The 17,590-nt window shown below is 39.1% G+C and carries 17 protein-coding genes; 9 read left to right on the forward strand and 8 right to left on the reverse strand.

The features are described from left to right. Positions 1-50: 50 nt before the first annotated feature. Together AC1M9B_RS10660 and AC1M9B_RS10665 are read right to left on the reverse strand one after the other, a co-directional pair. Complete coding sequence (locus AC1M9B_RS10660; protein WP_481596048.1) at positions 51-1,226, reverse strand: thiolase family protein; 1,176 nt, start codon at positions 1,224-1,226, stop codon at positions 51-53. A 101-nt stretch (positions 1,227-1,327) separates the two neighbouring features. Then, entirely contained in the window at positions 1,328-1,858 is a 531-nt protein-coding gene (locus AC1M9B_RS10665; RefSeq protein WP_481609075.1) for a GspH/FimT family pseudopilin, read from the reverse strand. 372 nt (positions 1,859-2,230) lie between these two features. Here AC1M9B_RS10665 and omp38 point away from each other — a divergent pair, with 372 nt between their 5' ends. Next, positions 2,231-3,280: an outer membrane protein Omp38 gene (gene omp38 / locus AC1M9B_RS10670; protein ID WP_481596050.1), complete on the forward strand. Its 1,050-nt coding sequence runs from the start codon at positions 2,231-2,233 to the stop codon at positions 3,278-3,280. Between the two features lie 109 nt (positions 3,281-3,389). Continuing rightward, positions 3,390-3,848: an OmpA family protein gene (locus AC1M9B_RS10675; RefSeq protein ID WP_481593554.1), complete on the forward strand. Its 459-nt coding sequence runs from the start codon at positions 3,390-3,392 to the stop codon at positions 3,846-3,848. Positions 3,849-3,902: 54 nt separating this feature from the next. Here the strand turns inward: AC1M9B_RS10675 and AC1M9B_RS10680 are convergent, their stop codons facing one another. From AC1M9B_RS10680 to AC1M9B_RS10690, 3 genes are all read right to left on the reverse strand, one after another. Next, complete coding sequence (locus tag AC1M9B_RS10680; RefSeq protein WP_092767523.1) at positions 3,903-5,357, reverse strand: amino acid permease; 1,455 nt, start codon at positions 5,355-5,357, stop codon at positions 3,903-3,905. A 10-nt stretch (positions 5,358-5,367) separates the two neighbouring features. Beyond that, a complete protein-coding gene (locus tag AC1M9B_RS10685) occupies positions 5,368-6,393 on the reverse strand; it encodes a methyltransferase (RefSeq protein WP_481591721.1) in 1,026 nt (341 codons plus the stop codon). A 61-nt stretch (positions 6,394-6,454) separates the two neighbouring features. Beyond that, positions 6,455-7,819, reverse strand: coding sequence for a uracil-xanthine permease family protein (locus AC1M9B_RS10690; RefSeq protein ID WP_035270592.1), 1,365 nt, complete (start codon positions 7,817-7,819; stop codon positions 6,455-6,457). 178 nt (positions 7,820-7,997) lie between these two features. On the opposite strand from AC1M9B_RS10690, the gene typA reads away from it, so the two are divergent. Both typA and mscL read left to right on the forward strand, forming a co-directional pair. After that, entirely contained in the window at positions 7,998-9,830 is a 1,833-nt protein-coding gene (gene typA, locus AC1M9B_RS10695) for a translational GTPase TypA (RefSeq protein WP_035270590.1), read from the forward strand. A 233-nt stretch (positions 9,831-10,063) separates the two neighbouring features. Continuing rightward, complete coding sequence (gene mscL / locus AC1M9B_RS10700) at positions 10,064-10,498, forward strand: large conductance mechanosensitive channel protein MscL (RefSeq protein ID WP_035270698.1); 435 nt, start codon at positions 10,064-10,066, stop codon at positions 10,496-10,498. 172 nt (positions 10,499-10,670) lie between these two features. Here the strand turns inward: mscL and AC1M9B_RS10705 are convergent, their stop codons facing one another. After that, positions 10,671-10,955, reverse strand: a complete 285-nt coding sequence (locus AC1M9B_RS10705) for a peptidylprolyl isomerase (RefSeq protein WP_180028291.1) — start codon at positions 10,953-10,955, stop codon at positions 10,671-10,673. Then, positions 10,952-11,806: a bifunctional DNA-formamidopyrimidine glycosylase/DNA-(apurinic or apyrimidinic site) lyase gene (gene mutM, locus AC1M9B_RS10710; RefSeq protein ID WP_481609076.1), complete on the reverse strand. Its 855-nt coding sequence runs from the start codon at positions 11,804-11,806 to the stop codon at positions 10,952-10,954. Before mutM ends, AC1M9B_RS10705 begins: the two co-directional genes overlap by 4 nt. A gap of 247 nt (positions 11,807-12,053) precedes the next feature. Between mutM and AC1M9B_RS10715 the strand changes: the two genes are divergently transcribed. Continuing rightward, entirely contained in the window at positions 12,054-13,172 is a 1,119-nt protein-coding gene (locus tag AC1M9B_RS10715; RefSeq protein ID WP_481609077.1) for an NADH:flavin oxidoreductase/NADH oxidase, read from the forward strand. 97 nt (positions 13,173-13,269) lie between these two features. After that, the gene (locus tag AC1M9B_RS10720; RefSeq protein WP_481609078.1) at positions 13,270-14,193 is read left to right on the forward strand and encodes an AEC family transporter; all 924 of its coding nucleotides are present in this window, start codon (positions 13,270-13,272) and stop codon (positions 14,191-14,193) included. A 108-nt stretch (positions 14,194-14,301) separates the two neighbouring features. On the opposite strand, the gene AC1M9B_RS10725 is transcribed toward AC1M9B_RS10720, so the two are convergent. Then, positions 14,302-15,102: a tetratricopeptide repeat protein gene (locus AC1M9B_RS10725; RefSeq protein WP_092767509.1), complete on the reverse strand. Its 801-nt coding sequence runs from the start codon at positions 15,100-15,102 to the stop codon at positions 14,302-14,304. Between the two features lie 290 nt (positions 15,103-15,392). On the opposite strand from AC1M9B_RS10725, the gene AC1M9B_RS10730 reads away from it, so the two are divergent. The 3 genes from AC1M9B_RS10730 to AC1M9B_RS10740 all read left to right on the forward strand — a co-directional run bounded on the left by AC1M9B_RS10730 (position 15,393) and on the right by AC1M9B_RS10740 (position 17,581). Continuing rightward, positions 15,393-15,638, forward strand: a complete 246-nt coding sequence (locus AC1M9B_RS10730; protein WP_092767507.1) for a hypothetical protein — start codon at positions 15,393-15,395, stop codon at positions 15,636-15,638. A gap of 170 nt (positions 15,639-15,808) precedes the next feature. After that, entirely contained in the window at positions 15,809-16,372 is a 564-nt protein-coding gene (locus AC1M9B_RS10735; protein ID WP_481609079.1) for a TetR/AcrR family transcriptional regulator, read from the forward strand. Between the two features lie 27 nt (positions 16,373-16,399). Next, positions 16,400-17,581, forward strand: coding sequence for an MFS transporter (locus AC1M9B_RS10740; protein WP_481594975.1), 1,182 nt, complete (start codon positions 16,400-16,402; stop codon positions 17,579-17,581). The last annotated feature ends 9 nt before the right edge of the window (positions 17,582-17,590 follow it).

A 17,590-nucleotide genomic window follows, 5' to 3' on the forward strand; every position in this document is an offset into this window, starting at 1 on the left:
ATTTAAATCTCCCTCAAGCCCCTCTTTGAAAAATAGGGGCTTTAGACGCTTTAGATTAACTCAATCGCCACTGCAGTTGCTTCGCCACCACCGATACAAAGCGCAGCAATACCACGTTGACCACCTGTGCGTTTAAGTGCATGGATTAACGTTAAAATAATCCGTGAACCTGTAGATCCTACTGGATGTCCTAAAGCACATGCTCCGCCGTTGATATTTACTTTTTCAGGGTCGAGTTTGAACTCATCAATAGGACACATTGTGACCATTGCAAAAGCTTCGTTGATTTCCCAAAGGTCGACTTCTGCGACATTCCAACCTGTTTTATCGAGAACCTTTTGGATTGCACCGACTGGTGCAATCGTAAACTCAGAGGGATGTTGTGAATTAGAGGCATATGCCACAATTTTGGCTAAAGGATTTAAACCCTTTGTATGTGCTTGTTCAGATGAACTGATAACCAAGGCTGAAGCACCATCAGAGATCGAGCTGGCATTGGCAGCAGTGATCGTACCATCTTTAGCAAAAGCTGGGCGAAGTGTTGGTATTTTATCGATGTTTGCGTTAAAAGGTTGCTCATCTTTATCTACAACGACATCTCCTTTACGAGTTGACACAGTAACAGGGACGATTTCATCGTTGAAGTAGCCTTCAGTAATCGCAGTTTGAGCACGCTTTAATGAACGTATTGCAAAGTCATCCATTTGCTCACGGGTATAGCCTTTAGTGTTGGCCATATCTTGAGCAAATGAGCCCATCAAACGACCAGTTTCAGCATCTTCTAAACCATCGAAGAACATATGATCTTTGATTTCACCATGACCCATGCGGTAACCACCACGTGCTTTAGGTAAGACGTAAGGAGCGTTGGTCATAGACTCCATACCGCCTGCAACCACAAAATTTGCTGAACCAGCTTTAATCATATCAGCTGCTTGCATCACAGCTTTCATGCCTGACCCACATAATTTATTGATTGTCACTGCACCTGTCGAGTCAGGTAGTCCAGCTTTGCGCATGGCTTGGCGAGCAGGGCCTTGTTTTAAACCTGCAGGCAAAACGCAACCCATAATGACTTCTTCAATGTCTGCTGGCTGCAAACCCGAGCGTGAGATAGCCTCTTTAATGGTCACTGCACCCAGTTCTGGTGCAGTCACACTTGATAAACTTCCCTGAAAGCCGCCCATTGCCGTACGTGCACCATTAAGGATGACGATATCAGTCATTATTCTCTCCAATTTATTTAGCTTTGTTTTACAGCTTGAGTATATGTAATATCAGGCCAATTAATATTGGCTATAGTGTGTAAAATGTGACTGATAAGTTGTCATTCACATGTCTTAGTTTCTTCAAGACGAGTCTGTCCCATCATTGAAAGTCTAACGATTAGATTTGATTTATTTGAATGTGCACAGTATTTAAAATGTCCTATTGATCCACGTGGTAAACCAGAGTCTGGTTGGAAGGTGATCGTATTCTTGCTGGTAACACCACCTTTCCAACTGAAATCACCATATTGGTAATCTGTCGAAGTTGCTTGAATAAGCTTTTCGTGAGGATCGAATTGTTGATTGTGATTCTGATCTAGAAAGATGATAAACCCTTTATGCCATTGACTGTTCTTACACGATTTTAAATCTTGAGAAGCACAGATAATCACAGGGCTTCGGTAACTTACAGCATTGGCTTTAGCTTGGCTGATGGCTTGCCGTACCGTGCTAAGAATTTGCGCCCTTTCTTGATTTTCACGAAATTCATGATAATGAGGGAGTGCTATCATCACAAGAATACTAATAATGACGATCGTGAAAATGAGTTCTAAAAGGGTAAAAGCAAGAGATTTACAATAGGAATACATTTTAAAGCTTCTAGTATTTGTTAATTATTTGAATTTATAGATAATCTTGGTGAAGTTATATTATAAGCTGAAGTGATAAAAAATGATTACTATCACCTTTGAATGCTGTTAATATACCAAAAATGAAAAGATAAGTTATTCATGCGGATAAATTGAGTAAAAAATTACCGAATTACAACGGAAATTGTAAGTAATTTTGTCAATAATTTACTTGATTAAAGTAATCAAACACTTGGAATTCACTTTAAGTGTTTGTATGATTCAACATGAGTAGCTTAAAAAAAATACTGGGGTATAAAAAAGCCTATCTCAGGAAGCCATAATTATTTTAGGCTGAGCTTGAAAAACAATTGTTATCTCTGGAGGATATCCATGAAATTGAGTCGTATCGCACTTGCTATGCTTGTTGCTGCTCCATTCGCTGCTGCTAATGCTGGTGTAACTGTTACTCCACTATTAGTGGGTTACACATTCCAAGACACTCAACACAACAACGGTGCTGCTGATCACTTATCTGACAGCATTATCGAATTACAAGACGATTTATTCGTTGGTGCTGCGTTAGGTATTGAACTTACTCCATGGTTGGGTTTTGAAGCTGAATATAACCAAGTAAAAGGTGATATCGAAGGCACAATTACTGGTAATGATGTTGGCGAGTACAAGCAAACTCAAATCAATGGTAACTTCTATGTTACTTCTGATTTAATCACTAAGAACTATGACAGCAAAATTAAGCCATACGTTCTTTTGGGTGCTGGTCACTACAAATATGAATACGATGGTGTAAATCTTAAAGATGACGAAGGTACTTTAGGTAATGCAGGTGTAGGTGCTTTCTGGCGCTTAAATGATGCTCTATCTCTTCGTACAGAAGCTCGTGCAACTTATAACATCGACGAAGATTTCTGGAACTACACAGCACTTGCTGGTCTTAACGTAGTTTTAGGCGGTCACTTGAAGCCTGCTGCTGAAGTAGTAGAAGTTGCTCCAGTTCAACCAGCTCCAGCTCCAGTTCAACCAGCTCCACAAGAGTTGACTGAAGATCTTAACATGGAACTTCGCGTATTCTTCGATACGAACAAGTCTAACATCAAAGATCAGTACAAGCCTGAAATTGCTAAAGTAGCTGAAAAATTAAACGAATATCCAAATGCAACTGCTCGTATTGAAGGTCACACTGATAATACTGGTCCACGTGCGTTGAACGAACGTTTATCTTTAGCTCGTGCTAACTCTGTGAAATCTGCTCTTGTAAGCGAATACAACATTGACGCTTCTCGTTTAGCGACTCAAGGTTTTGCTTGGGATCAACCAATTGCTGACAACGCAACTAAAGAAGGTCGTGCGATGAACCGTCGTGTATTCGCTACGATTTCTGGTAGCCGTACAGTAGTTGCTCAACCTCAAGCAGCACAATAATCTTTAATTGATTATTAAGAACAGCTCTTCGGAGCTGTTTTTTTTAACTCTTTTTTAAATAATGTGATATATTTCACAAAATATAATGAACAACACAATGAGAATAAAGATGAAATATAGTTTAATAGCAAGCTTATGCATTGCTTTAACTTTGACGGCTTGCACAACGACAAAGATGCAATCAACTACTGGTGTACAAGACTTGGATCAAAAGATATTAAATGAATTAAAACAAGGTTTACCGCTCTACTTTAATCACAATTCCCGTCAAATTGATGTTCGGTATCAACCTTATTTAACAGTAGCTTCAAAAGTTTTGGCGCAGAATAAAAGTTTTATACTTCAAGTGGATGGACATACAGATAATCGAGGGTCAGTATCAGCGAATCAAAAAGTATCTCTTGAGCGAGCAAATGCTGTGCGTAATGAATTGGTGATGCAATATAATGTTGATCCTAAACAGATTTCGACACAAGGCTATGGCCCAAATCAGCCAATTGCGGATAACACGACAGAAGAGGGTCGAGCATTGAATCGTCGAGTGAATTTAACCTTAAAAATACAATAAGATCATAATCTAACAATAAAAAAACAGCTCAATTTGAGCTGTTTTTTTATTTTATTAGTCTTGATCGACTTGAATTGGTTTTACATCCATATCTTGATATTGAATCAACTTGGTTTTGTACTTGAACTTATACACTAGCCATATTGCTAAGAATAAGAAGATCCCAATATATGTGGAGACTACTGCGATCCACTCCCCATCAAGTACGGCTTGATAATTTTGACCTAACACCACGATTGCACACAAAATAAAAGCGAACCACGGTGCAAAAGGGAAAAATTTTGCACGATATGCTAAATCTTCTAACTTATATCCTTGAGCCAAATAGCCTTTCCTGAATCGGTAATGAGAGATTGCGATACCGAGCCATACGATAAAGCCACACATACCAGACATATTCAGAAGCCAATTAAATACTTCCTCTTCACCAATAAATGTCGTCAAGAAGCATAGTGCTGCGATTGCTGTCGTGGCATAAAGTGCATTCATTGGTACACCGCGGCCATCAAGTTTGGAGAAAACTTTGGGTGCACTTCCATTTTTTGCCATATCAAACAGCATTCGTGTGGAAGAGTACATTCCTGAATTTCCGGCAGAAAGGATAGCCGTAAGAATGACTGCATTCATGACACTTGCAGCGAAAGCAAAGCCTGCTTGTTCATAGAGTAAAGTAAAAGGTGATAATGCAATATTCTCATCTGAAGCAGCTTGCATTAGACGAGGATCATCATACGCAATCAATGTACCGATAATAAAAATACAAACGATATAGAATAAGAGAATCCGCCAGAAGATCTGTTTAATCGCAATAGGAATGGTTTTCTTCGGATCTTTCGACTCACCAGCGGCAACACCAACCATTTCAGTACCTTGAAATGAGAATCCTGCGATCATCGCGACACCAATTAATGCTGACAAACCACCTACAAATGGCGCTTCACCCTTTGACCAATTTGCGAAAGTTGCAACATTGGGTGTCATCATGATTTTGGCAATCATGAAAATACCAATGATGATAAATGCAATGATGGCAAGAACTTTAATGAGTGAGAAAAAGAACTCAGACTCACCAAAACCTTTGACTGTTAAGGCGTTAATACCAAAAACGATAGCAAGGAAAATGGCACTCCAATAGAAACCTGGGATATCAGGAAACCAAAATTTCATGATGAATTGAACTGCAACAAGTTCAAATGCGACGGTTATCGCCCAGTTGTACCAATAGTTCCAGCCTAGTGCGAATCCAAACCCACCTTCGACATATTTGGTGCCATAGGTGAAGAAAGCACCTGATGTTGGATTGTGTGTTGCGAGTTCGCCTAAGCTGGTCATGAGGAAGTAAATCATTACGCCAATTAAACAATAGGCAAGTAATGCACCACCAGGGCCCGCATTGGCAATTGTTGCACCCGAAGCTAGGAATAGTCCTGTACCGATAGAACCACCAATGGCGATCATATTAAGATGGCGTGCTCCAAGCTTTCGCTTAAGTTGACCGGTTTCGCTCATCGAAAGTTCCTTATGATTTCTTTTGAGTACTTGCAAACAGTACTTTAAAGCCTTGTTGATCAGTCAAAGTTTCACATTGACCAAAATTTTGCTCAATGAGAGTTGGGTAGTTTAAAAAACGATTTGCCACGATCCAAAGTTCACCACCAGATTTTAGATGGCGACGTGATGTCTTACAAAGATTCTCACTCGCATTGTAATCAGTGTATATACCCTGGTGGAAAGGAGGGTTACTGACGATGGCATGTAAAAATAGTGGCGCATCTTCAATGCCAGTCACAGCTTTGATTTCGAGCTGTTCTGGTGACAAATTATTTTTTTCAAATGTTAGGCGGGTGGAGGCGAGCGCAAAAGCATCCACATCAAGCGCAAAAATACGATTTTTGGGATTCAATTTGGCTAAATATGCACTGATAATGCCAGCACCACAACCGAAGTCAGCGATTTTACCTGAACTCACTCGATTGAGGTAGGGGAGAAATACAGCTGTACCAATATCAAGTTTATTTTGACTAAATACACCAGGTAAAGCATAAATCTGTAATTCGCCATTCGGTGTTGGAATTGTATATTGTTGAGCCCAATTTTCTAAAGTTCGAGGCGTAGGAGTCTGATCGATAATTAATTGCCACATTTGACAATGACGAGCGCTATCAAGTTTGACACATTTGCCAAATGGAACGAGTTGTTTTGCTGCTCGTTCAACGCCACCTTTCTTTTCACCGACAAGAAAAATTGATGCACCAAGACCGAGTTTTAATACCACACTGTGTAGTAAGTAATTCAAAAGCTCTTTGGCTTTAGGCACAAAAACAATAACTTGATCATATTCTGCTTCAGGGATATCCGTCCCAAAATGAACAGGAATATTTTGATTTTGGAAAAATAGAAAGTCGTTATAATTCCATGTCCATACTGAAGCCTGAATGTTTTTATCGAGCTGAGTGCTTAAGTCATCAGTTGGTGCATTGACTAATAATATTCGACCTTTCAGAAAGTTATGTTGACGAATAACAACTTCACTTTGAGGAACCATATATTTCTCCACAGAATAAAAGAGCCCAGACAATGCTGGGCAGTCTTTTATTCAATCTAAATTATTTCTTTGCTTCAGGTAGAACGAAGTTCAAGATCAAGGCTGCAATGCCGCCAGTTGCTACACCAGAGCTAAATATATTACGAATGAGTTCAGGCATATGTTCAAGAATCTGTGGAACTTGAGCAACACCTAAACCAAGAGCAAGTGAAATTGCAATAATAAGCAATGCACGGCGGTCAAGCTGAATACCAGAAAGGATATTAATCCCTGATGCTGCAACAGCCCCAAACATCACCATGACAGCGCCCCCCAGTACAGCTTGAGGAACAGCTTGGATGATGGCAGCCACTGCTGGTAGTAAACCCAAAATAACTAATAGAGCGGCGATCCATATACCCACGTGGCGACTAGCTACACCAGTTAATTGGATTACTCCGTTGTTTTGAGCAAAAACAGAACTCGGGAAAGTATTAAATAAACCAGCGAGTAAGGAGTTTGCACCGTTGACGAGTACACCACCTTTAATGCGCTCCATCCATTTCGGACCATCAACAGGTTGATTAGATAACTTAGAAGTCGCGGTGATATCACCAATCGCTTCTAATGAAGTAACCAGATAAATAAATGCCATTGGTATAAATAAACTCCAAGAGAAGTCTAAGCCAAAGTGCATTGGTGTAGGGATTTGAACCAAAGGTGCATTTTCTAAGCCAGAAAAATCTAAATGGCCCATGAAGCCTGCTAGCGCATAACCTACGATCAGTGCAATTAATATCGCACTACTCTTAACCCATGTAACATTTAAGCGGTTTAAGAGAATGATTAATGCCAAAACAGTACAAGACATAATGAGATTGTCTGTATTGGCAAAAGTGTTATTCCCCATCGCTTGGTAACCACCACCCATTGAGATTAAACCTTCTTTAATCAAGGTTAAGCCAATGAGAAGTACAACAATACCAGTCACAAGTGGAGTAATGAGTTTTTTCACCCATGGTAATATGCGTGAAACTCCCATTTCAATGAATGAGCCTGCAATCACGACACCAAAAATTGAACCCATAACAGTTTCAACTGGAGTTCCCGCGGCAACCATTGCTGAGCCAATCCCAATAATAGGACCGATAAAGTTAAAACTTGTACCTTGAACAATCAGTAAGCCTGCACCGAAAGGACCAACCTTTTTACTTTGTAAGAATGTCGCAATACCTGAAATCACCAATGACATGGAGAGGATCATGTTTGTATCTTCTTTAGAAACACCTAAAGCCAAACAGATCAATAGACCAGGAGTAACAATCGGAACAATAATGGCAAGTAAATGCTGAATGGCAGCGAGAAAAGCGATGAACGGTTTTGGTTTATCGTCTAAACCATAAACAAGATCGAGTTTCGGTTCTTGAGATTGGTCGGGAGCAGACATGGTCTATACCATCTAGATTAAGCGAAAGTGCCGACATTCTAATCGAGTTACATGGGTTTACAAAACCGAAACATAACCATTCGTCAAAAAAAAATGAAATTGTAAAGAAACAGTCACTATAAAAGTTTAGGATTTTTCTGTATAATTTGCCCTCAAATTTAAAGCGTATCGAATTTACATGTCAGATATTAAAACTCTCCGTAATATTGCCATCATCGCACACGTCGACCATGGTAAAACGACTCTTGTCGACAAACTTTTACAACAATCAGGTGCTTTGGGTGAACGCGCGGGTGAGATCGAGCGTGTCATGGATTCAGGCGCTATTGAAAGTGAACGTGGTATTACCATTCTTGCAAAAAATACTGCAATCAAATGGTTAGATAAACGTACTGATACTGAATACCGTATCAACATCGTGGATACCCCGGGACACGCCGACTTCGGTGGTGAAGTTGAACGTGTAATGTCGATGGTTGACTGTGTACTTCTTTTGGTAGACTCACAAGAAGGTCCAATGCCACAAACTCGTTTCGTAACGCAAAAAGCGTTCGCACGTGGTTTGAAACCAATCGTAATTATCAACAAAGTTGACAAGCCTAATGCGCGTCCTGACTGGGTAATCGATCAAGTATTCGATTTATTTGATAACCTTGGTGGTACTGACGAACAGTTAGACTTCCCTGTGGTTTATGCTTCTGGTCTTCGTGGTGTAGCAGGTCCTTCACCAGAAGAATTGGCTGAAGACATGACTCCGTTGTTCCAAACAATCGTAGACATCGTTGAGCCGCCAGCAGTGGATGTTGATGGTCCATTCCAAATGCAAGTGTCTTCACTTGACTATAACAGCTTCGTTGGTGTTATTGGTGTTGGTCGTATCCAACGTGGTTCAGTGAAATTGAACACACCTGTAACGGTAATCGACAAAGATGGTAAAACACGTAACGGTCGTATCTTAAAAATCATGGGTTACCATGGTTTGGAGCGTATTGACGTTGAATCTGCTTCTGCAGGTGACATCGTATGTGTAACAGGTATGGACGAACTTCATATCTCTGACACGATTTGTGATCCTAAACATGTTGAAGCATTGCCACCGCTTTCTGTAGATGAGCCTACAGTATCGATGACATTCCAAGTTAACAACTCACCATTCGCCGGTAAAGAAGGTAAGTTTGTGACCTCACGTAACATCCGTGAACGTCTTGATCGCGAATTAATTCACAACGTAGCACTTCGTGTAGAAGATACTGACAGTCCTGACCGTTTTAAAGTGTCGGGCCGTGGTGAACTTCACCTTTCGGTATTGATCGAAAACATGCGTCGTGAAGGCTTCGAGATGGGTGTATCTCGTCCGCAAGTAATCTTGAAAGAGATTGACGGCGAAATGCAAGAGCCATACGAAAACGTAACATTTGACGTAGAAGAACAGCATCAAGGTGCTGTAATGGAACAAATGGGTAACCGTAAAGGTGAAATGACCAATATGGAAGTCGACGGTAAAGGTCGTATTCGTATTGAAGCAACTGTACCTTCACGTGGCTTGATTGGTTTCCGTTCAGAATTCATGACCATGACTTCAGGTACTGGTATCATGACCTCAAGTTTCTCGCACTATGGACCAATGAAACAAGGTTCTGTTGCAAAACGTCAAAACGGTGTGTTGATTTCTATGGTTCAAGGTACATGCTTGGGCTATGCATTGTTCAGTTTACAAGACCGTGGTCGTCTATTTGCTAAACCTCAGTTAGAAGTTTACGAAGGTATGATTATTGGTATTAACTCTCGTTCTGACGATATGGTTGTAAACCCAACTAAAGCGAAACAATTAACAAACGTTCGTGCATCAGGTACTGATGATGCATTAACACTTGTTCCTGCGATTGAATATACGTTAGAACAAGCACTTGAATTTATTCAAGATGATGAGCTTGTTGAAGTTACACCTAAATCAATTCGTATTCGTAAGCGTTGGTTGACTGAAAACGAACGTAAACGTAATAAATCTTAATTGATTTAAATAAAAAAACCGCTCAAAAGAGCGGTTTTTTTATATCTTGACTACATCATTTAAGATATGAAATAAAAGTTGTTGAATTGTTGTAGTTGATTTGGACAAGATCTTGTTTATTTAAACAGAGATACTTATGATTTTGGTGGAAAACCAACGAGTTTAGACGGAAATATCATTAAGAATAATGTATATTATGTCACATTAATGCATAGAAAAATTTTGGAGAAAAAATGAGCATTATTAAAGAGTTTAAAGAATTTGCCGTGAAAGGCAATGTAATGGATCTGGCGGTCGGTGTGATCATTGGTGGGGCGTTTGGTAAAATCATCGATTCAATGGTGAAAGATGTCATCATGCCAATTATCAGTTGGATCTTAGGCGGTGATGTTGATTATTCAAACTGGTTTGTTGTATTAGGAGATAATCCAAATAACCTTACAACGCTTGCTGCCGCTCAAGAAGCGGGTTTAAATGTTTTGGCTTACGGTAATTTCTTGACGATTCTCATCAACTTCATCCTGCTTGCATGGGTGGTATTCTGGTTAGTGAAATTGATGAATAAAATGCGTCGTAAGCAAGAGGAGGAAGCTCCAGCACCTGAAGCTACTCCAGAAGATATCGAATTACTTCGTGAAATTCGTGACGAATTAAAACGTAAAGGTTAATGCTTATACAATGAAAACGGCGCTAAATGCGCCGTTTTTTATATCTCATCATTTTTTTAAAATCGCCCGAAATCCCCCTTTGTCAAAGGGAGGCTGGGAGGTATTGATTCTTAGCTCTCCCTTGCGAAGCGATGCTTCTCATCTCCTAAAAGGAGAGGGGAATCCAGGAAGTTTAAAAATCCATACGAAATTTAATTTCGAGTAAATGCCAGCCGAATTGACTCTTAATTGGTCCATGTAATTCACGTTCAGCCAAACTAAAAACTGCCTTATCGATAGGACCAACCAATTGTCCTTTCTTTACCTCACCTAATTCCCCTCCTTTTTTTCCTGAGGGACAAGTTGAGTGTTGCTTAGCAATTTTAGCAAAATCAGCACCGTCTTTAAGCTTTTGTTTAAGTTGGATACACAGGTCTTTATCTTTGACTAAAATATGCCGAACAATTGCTGATTTCATTTGGATTTTACCTTTGATACAGGATTATTTGAGGCTTGAGGTCGCTTAAGCGGTTGACACTCAGGGCAAAAAACAGAAGCACGTTGCCCGAGCTTAATATTTTCTAAAGTTGTTTCACAGTTGATGCACATTTCACCAGCGCGCCCATAAGCCAATAGCGTTTGTTGAAAGTAGCCATTTTCGCCCATGGCATTGGTGTAATCACGTAAAGTAGATCCGCCTAAATCAATTGCTTGTTTAAGGATTCGTTTGATTTCAATGACAAATTTTTCAATTTGTGACCGTGTAAGACTAGAGGCGGGTTGTGCAGGATGAATGCCCAAATTAAACAGACTTTCAGTTGCGTAAATATTTCCAACACCCACAACAATGTGGTTATCCATAATTGCAACTTTGACTGCAACACTCTTATTTTTAAATTTCTGCTCTAGATAGTCAGCATTGAAAGATTCACTTAAAGGTTCAGGTCCAAGCGTATCTAAAAGTTTGGATTGAGCATGATCATCTAGCCATAAAATGCAACCAAAACGACGAGGATCGTGGTAGCGTAATTGGATATCATCGAATTGTATGATGAAATGATCATGCTTTCTCAATGCATCACGTGAATCACTCAAACGAAAGCTGCCTGACATTCCCAAGTGCCATAACATGGTCGCATTTTCAAATTGTGCCAAAATATATTTGGATCGACGTGTTAGCCCTATCAGTCGTTGACCGACCAATTGATTTACATCATTTGGTATAGGCCATCTCAGACTTGAATTATTGACTTGAACAGAAAGTACTTTTTGATTCAGCAAAGGGAGCAAGCTGGTTTTCGTGGTTTCAACTTCAGGTAATTCAGGCATGGAAACTCTGTTAAATGGGCGAGTAGAAAAATATTGGGTTAAATGAGGATATTGCAAGCAGCATCGAGTGAACTACAAGATATTACGCTTGAACAGAATATGATACACAATCCATCTAGTGCCTTCATGGTTAAGTTTTAAAATGTTTTTTAAAGCATTCAATGATGAAATGAACTTAGATGATTTATCGCGTAAATGCGTTGTACACTGCTACAAATAAATCAATTTAAAATCAGGGAGATTCAGTGTGGCAAAATTATTTGAGCCAATTCAATTCGGAAATTTATCACTCAAAAATAGAATTATTATTGCTCCCATGTGTCAGTATTCTGCGAATGAAGCAGGGGAGCATAGTTTTTGGCATGAACAACAATGGGCGAGTTATGCATTGTCGGGTGCTGGATTATATATTATTGAAGCAACTGCGGTACAAGCTGTAGGTCGTATCAGTTTTGCAGATTTAGGGTTATGGAATGATTTACAACGTGCACAATTAAAAGCATTGATTGATAAGGTAAAATCGATTGCTCCAACGCCAATCGCCATTCAGTTAGCGCACGCGGGACGTAAAGCTTCAACTGATAAACCATGGTTGGGACGTGGTCAATTCTCATCGAATCATGAACATGGCTGGCAAACGGTATCTGCAAGTGATTTACCATTTAATCCAGATGATCAGGCTCCTCATGAATTAAGTATCGAGGAAATCAAAAAAATTATCGATGACTTTGCAACTGCAGCAGTCAGATCTGTAGATGCAGGTTTTGATCTCATCGAAGTCCACGCGGCTCATGGTTATCTATTACATCAATTTATGTCCCCTTTATCTAATCGAAGAACAGATGAATATGGTGGAAGTTTTGAGAATCGCATTCGTCTAACTTTAGAGGTTTTTCAGGCGATCAAAAATGCTGTTCCAGACAACTATCCAATCGGTGTTCGTTTGTCTGCAACAGACTGGATGGAGCAAGAAAAGGCATGGAATATTGATGACTCAATTGGGTTATCAAAGGCATTAGAAAAACTTGGTGCAGTTTATATCCATGCATCATCAGGGGGATTACATATCGATCAAAATATTCAGATTGGTCCTAATTACCAAGTTCCATTTGCGGAAGCAATCAAGAAACACGTAGACATTCCAGTGATTGCTGTTGGGCTGATCACTGAACCTCAACAGGCGGAAGATGTCTTACAACAAGGCAAAGCTGATGCAATCGGGCTCGCAAGGGCAATACTATTTAATCCAAGATGGCCATGGCATGCTGCTGCAGAATTAAAAGCAGAAGTCGAAATCAGTCCACAATACTTACGATGCCAACCGCATGATGTGAAATCATTATTTAAGCCATATGCTGATAGATAAAATAGGCATAAAGGTATACTTAAAAAGTCATCCTGGGTAATGACGGCTGTTGTATGATAATTTGACTAACTCATACAATAGCTAGGGATGCTAAGTCATGGTTTTATCGGTCATTATTCCGATTTTTTTACTGCTTTTTTCGGGATATGCTTCGGTTAAACTGAATTTACTTAGCAAAGAGCAAGTCTCCATTGTCGGTACATTCGTCATTCGAGTCGCTTTACCTGCTCTATTTTTACAAGCGCTTTCATCAAAAGATCTTGATGCGATATGGCAACCTGAACTTTTTTACAGTTATATTGTGGTGACCGCCTTTGTATTTGCAATCGCTTTAGGGATTTTGGTAAAGCATTTTAAAAACAATTTAAGTGATGCTGCCATCCTCTCGATTGGAGCGTCAATGTCTAATACTGGACTACTTGGTACGGCCATTTTAAGTCTATTGATTGGTCATATTGCGCTTGCTTTTACTTCTTTAATTGTAATTATCGAAAGTGTTTTTCTTGTTCCAGCAGCTTTATTTATTGCGGGGTTGCAAGCTCAAAATCAGCAAGCAGTACTCAATACATTAAAAAATAACTTTATAAACTTATGTAAAAATCCATTGTTTATTGGTGTGGTAATCGGAATTGTGTGCGCGGTTTTTCAGGTTAAACTGCCGCATTATATAGATCAAGTTTTCTTAATGATTGGTCAGACGGCATCTCCTTTGGCGTTATTTGTGATTGGCGGAAGCATCGCAGGTTTAACCCTAAAATATGTCAATCAGCAGAGTCTTTATATTGTTCTATCGTCCAACTTTATTTTTCCAATACTCATGTATTTGACTCTACGATTTATTGCTCAAGCACCAATGGATATCGTGTATGTAGGGACATTGATTGCAGCTTTACCTACACCTGCATTATTTGGAATGTTGGGACAAGCATATGGGCTCAATGATCGTGCAATTACACCTTTATTGATGAGTACAGTCATTGGATTTATTGTGACTGCTGGATTAATTATTTTATGGTGGTAATTGAGTAAAACCTAAAATGTAATCATAAATATCCTTTTCATATAAGAAAACCCTATCTCGTGATAGGGTTTTTGTATTTGAGCAGCGGTTTAAAATTTAAATTAATGCTTATGATTTAGCTTTCGTATTTGCTGCAGGTTTTTTTGCATTCTCAGCAATCAGTTTGTTCACGATCGCTAGATTTTCTTTGGCTTGAGGAATATTTTCATCTGCTAAAGCACTAAATATTTTTTTTGCTTCAGGTAGGTTTTGCGGAACGATATTCCCGTTTACAAACATATTACCAATGGCCATAAGCGCAGGGATGTATCCTTTTTTACCTAAATCTTGAATGCTCGCTAAACCTTTTTTCACAGGCGCTTCAGTTTTGGTCTTAAAGCCTAATGAAATATCGTATAAAGCACGAGCATGAATGGCTGGATAACTTCCTTTCTTAATTAAAGGATCAAGTTTTTGCAACGCGAGCTTATCAGATTGTTCTTTGCCTTCAGAAAACAGTAGAACAGCAGATTCAACAATCGCATCCTCAAAACCTTGAGCTGCAGCTTTATCTAAGTATTCACGAGATTTTTTTTCATTTTTGGTCAGACCCAAGCCGCCAGTGGCATAGTTTTGCGCCAATACATAATTGGCTAAAGGATAGCCTGCAGTGCCAGCTTGTTCATAAAGTTGTACTGCTTTTTTGTTGTCTTGTTTGGTTCCTTGACCAGCTTGAGTGAGATATGCCAAGTTATAAGTCGCTTGAGGATTCCCTGCTTTTGATAAGCGTTCAAGTTCTTGGTAGGCCGCATTGTAATTCTTTGCTTGAATCAGTTCCTGTACTTTGCTGAATGCAGGATCGACTGGTGCGGCAGCGAAGCTAAATGAGGTGGCAACAGCGAGTAAAGCACCACATAATATTTTTTTCATAATTGTTTTATACCTATCTTAAAAGCAACCCTATTTATTTGATGTAAATAGAGTTTTACACCATTTCATCATAGTCCGAATTATGTGAATGTAAATATAGAATATGTATACATCCTTCAAATTTAGCTTCGCTTTGTGAATAAAGTGTGTGTATTGCAGTATAAGCATATAAACGACACTGGATTTATGTTGTTCAGCCTTGAATATATGGATTTAACCAAAATTTTAATCCACTAGTAGTTCTTCGATGGTTTTGCTTAAATACGCATTGTGCAATGAGGTGTTCAACGATGTTTATAAAAGGCATTAAACGTAATTACGATAAAGTTTTTCAAGATGATTCAATCCCAGATGAACAAAAGATAGATGCGCTCTTATTGAAACTTGGCGAGCAGTATTTGGTGAGTCAGGAGAATCGAGTGTATGTATTCCAAAAAGGTGATTTAACCGTAAAGTTTGATGCTAAACACGCGAGAGCATTTCATTTTAAAGATTATGTGGTGAAGGATATGAATAAATTATTTCATGGCTTTTAGAAAAAAACCTCCTAGCGATATAGGAGGTTTTTTTTATGAGTCATCTCTCAATCGATTGAGAGTTAAAATCTATTCTATCTAATGCCTTGGTCTTATTTTCATATCTTTATCAATAAAAACTCTTTATTATAAAACGATACGAAACGTATCGTTTTATTTGGGGGGATTTCATGGCAAGCGAAGACAAAAGTGCACGACGCCGATCATGTATTTTAGCTTCAGTCAAACAGGCTTTGACTGAAGTGGAATATCACCAACTGACAGTAGAAGACATAGCTTCACGTGCTGGGGTGGGAAAGTCGACTATTTATCGATGGTGGTCACATAAATCTGAATTGGTTCTGGACACCTTTAAAGAGCTCACACTCTCAATTTTTGAGTTTGAGCCAGAGCTCGACCTTGAACAAAATCTTAATCAACAATTGCTTCGTTTGGCTAAGGCTTTAGATCATCCAGTGGGACGAGCGATGTTGGTGGTTATGGCGAATCATCGTGAATTGGCTGCAACATTCTTCAAGCAATATTTATTACCTAAACGAGTTCAACTGCACCAACTGATCCAACAGGCGATTGAGGCGGGGGAGCTGATTGAACATGATCACTATGATTTGGTACTTGATCGACTGTATGGTCCTATTCATTACCAAATTATTTTTTTTAATCATTTGCCTGATGAGCACTATATCCGTCAATTGGTCAAACTGAGTTTAGATCCATTACGTCCTCACGCCTAAACATTAATGCGACAAGAGTAGATTTTCATGAGTGTAACCACCGAACGACTTTGGAATCGTTCATTTATCTTGTGTGTATTAAATAATTTATTTGTTTTTATTTACTACTTTGCCATGTTGGCTGTCCTTCCGATTTACATTGTGAAGGATTTAGCGGGATCAGTTGAAGAAGCAGGATTAGCGTTAACGCTTTTTCTCGCCTCATCAATAGCAGTACGACCATTTTCAGGCATGATCATTCAAAAAATGGGTAAGCGACTCACTATGCGTGGATCGAGCACGTTTTTTGCGGTCTTTGCATTTGCTTATTTATTCATTGATAACATGTGGTCATTGTTGCTTATACGATTTTTACATGGGATATGGTTTAGTGTGTTGACCACTGTGGCTGTTCCAGTCGCGAATGACTTTATTCCTGAGCATCGTAAAGGTGAAGGCATGGGTTATTATGTGATGTCCACTAACCTAGGTGTGGTATTTGGACCATTAATTGCGCTTACCATGATTCAATTTTATAGCTTCCAAATTTTATTCGGTGCTCTCGCGGTGCTCATCAGTTTAGGTCTAATTTTTAGCTGGCTATTAAATATTCCAGCGAATCAGATACCTCAGCAAAATAAAATGAATAAAAAAGGTTTTAAGCTAGATGATTTTCTTGAGCCTAAAGTTTTTGCTGTAAGTGGTGTTGCTTTACTTACAGCTTTTGCCTACTCGAGTATTACCAGTTTTATTACGGTTTACAGTGAGAGCAAACAGCTGCTGGCGTATACCAGTGTATTTTTTATATTGTTTGCGGTTTCGATGTTAATTGTAAGACCTTGGGTTGGTAAAATTTATGATCGTCAAGGTCCGCGTGCTGTTATCGTTCCTTCTTTTATATTTTTTGCGATTGGACTTGTGGTCGTAACACTAGTCAATAATCAGTGGATGTTGTGGTTATCTGCAATTTTTATTGGAATTGGATATGGTTCAGTATTTCCTTGTTTGCAAACGCTCACCATTCAAACCGTAGATAAACATCGGATGGGGCATGCAATATCAACATTCTTTATTTGTTTTGATATTGGTCTGGCAGTTGGTTCAGTTGTAATGGGATTGGTTATTGCACAATGGAGCTTTGAATTTATGTACTGGTGTTGTGCGGTATTGGTCATATTAAACCTGATCATTTACCGGAAATATGTTCCAAATCCTCAGCCTATTAGTTAATAAAAAAAC

It is taken from the genome of Acinetobacter sp. ANC_7513 (assembly GCF_056779915.1).

Coding starts and splice junctions, on each gene's coding strand:
- typA (WP_035270590.1), top strand. CDS start 7,998: ATGTCAGATATTAAAACTCTCCGTAATATTGCCATCATCGCACACGTC.
- AC1M9B_RS10705 (WP_180028291.1), bottom strand. CDS start 10,955: ATGAAATCAGCAATTGTTCGGCATATTTTAGTCAAAGATAAAGACCTG.
- AC1M9B_RS10690 (WP_035270592.1), bottom strand. CDS start 7,819: ATGTCTGCTCCCGACCAATCTCAAGAACCGAAACTCGATCTTGTTTAT.
- omp38 (WP_481596050.1), top strand. CDS start 2,231: ATGAAATTGAGTCGTATCGCACTTGCTATGCTTGTTGCTGCTCCATTC.
- mscL (WP_035270698.1), top strand. CDS start 10,064: ATGAGCATTATTAAAGAGTTTAAAGAATTTGCCGTGAAAGGCAATGTA.
- AC1M9B_RS10720 (WP_481609078.1), top strand. CDS start 13,270: ATGGTTTTATCGGTCATTATTCCGATTTTTTTACTGCTTTTTTCGGGA.
- AC1M9B_RS10730 (WP_092767507.1), top strand. CDS start 15,393: ATGTTTATAAAAGGCATTAAACGTAATTACGATAAAGTTTTTCAAGAT.
- AC1M9B_RS10665 (WP_481609075.1), bottom strand. CDS start 1,858: ATGTATTCCTATTGTAAATCTCTTGCTTTTACCCTTTTAGAACTCATT.
- AC1M9B_RS10660 (WP_481596048.1), bottom strand. CDS start 1,226: ATGACTGATATCGTCATCCTTAATGGTGCACGTACGGCAATGGGCGGC.
- AC1M9B_RS10685 (WP_481591721.1), bottom strand. CDS start 6,393: ATGGTTCCTCAAAGTGAAGTTGTTATTCGTCAACATAACTTTCTGAAA.
- AC1M9B_RS10680 (WP_092767523.1), bottom strand. CDS start 5,357: ATGAGCGAAACCGGTCAACTTAAGCGAAAGCTTGGAGCACGCCATCTT.
- AC1M9B_RS10725 (WP_092767509.1), bottom strand. CDS start 15,102: ATGAAAAAAATATTATGTGGTGCTTTACTCGCTGTTGCCACCTCATTT.
- AC1M9B_RS10740 (WP_481594975.1), top strand. CDS start 16,400: ATGAGTGTAACCACCGAACGACTTTGGAATCGTTCATTTATCTTGTGT.
- AC1M9B_RS10675 (WP_481593554.1), top strand. CDS start 3,390: ATGAAATATAGTTTAATAGCAAGCTTATGCATTGCTTTAACTTTGACG.
- AC1M9B_RS10735 (WP_481609079.1), top strand. CDS start 15,809: ATGGCAAGCGAAGACAAAAGTGCACGACGCCGATCATGTATTTTAGCT.
- mutM (WP_481609076.1), bottom strand. CDS start 11,806: ATGCCTGAATTACCTGAAGTTGAAACCACGAAAACCAGCTTGCTCCCT.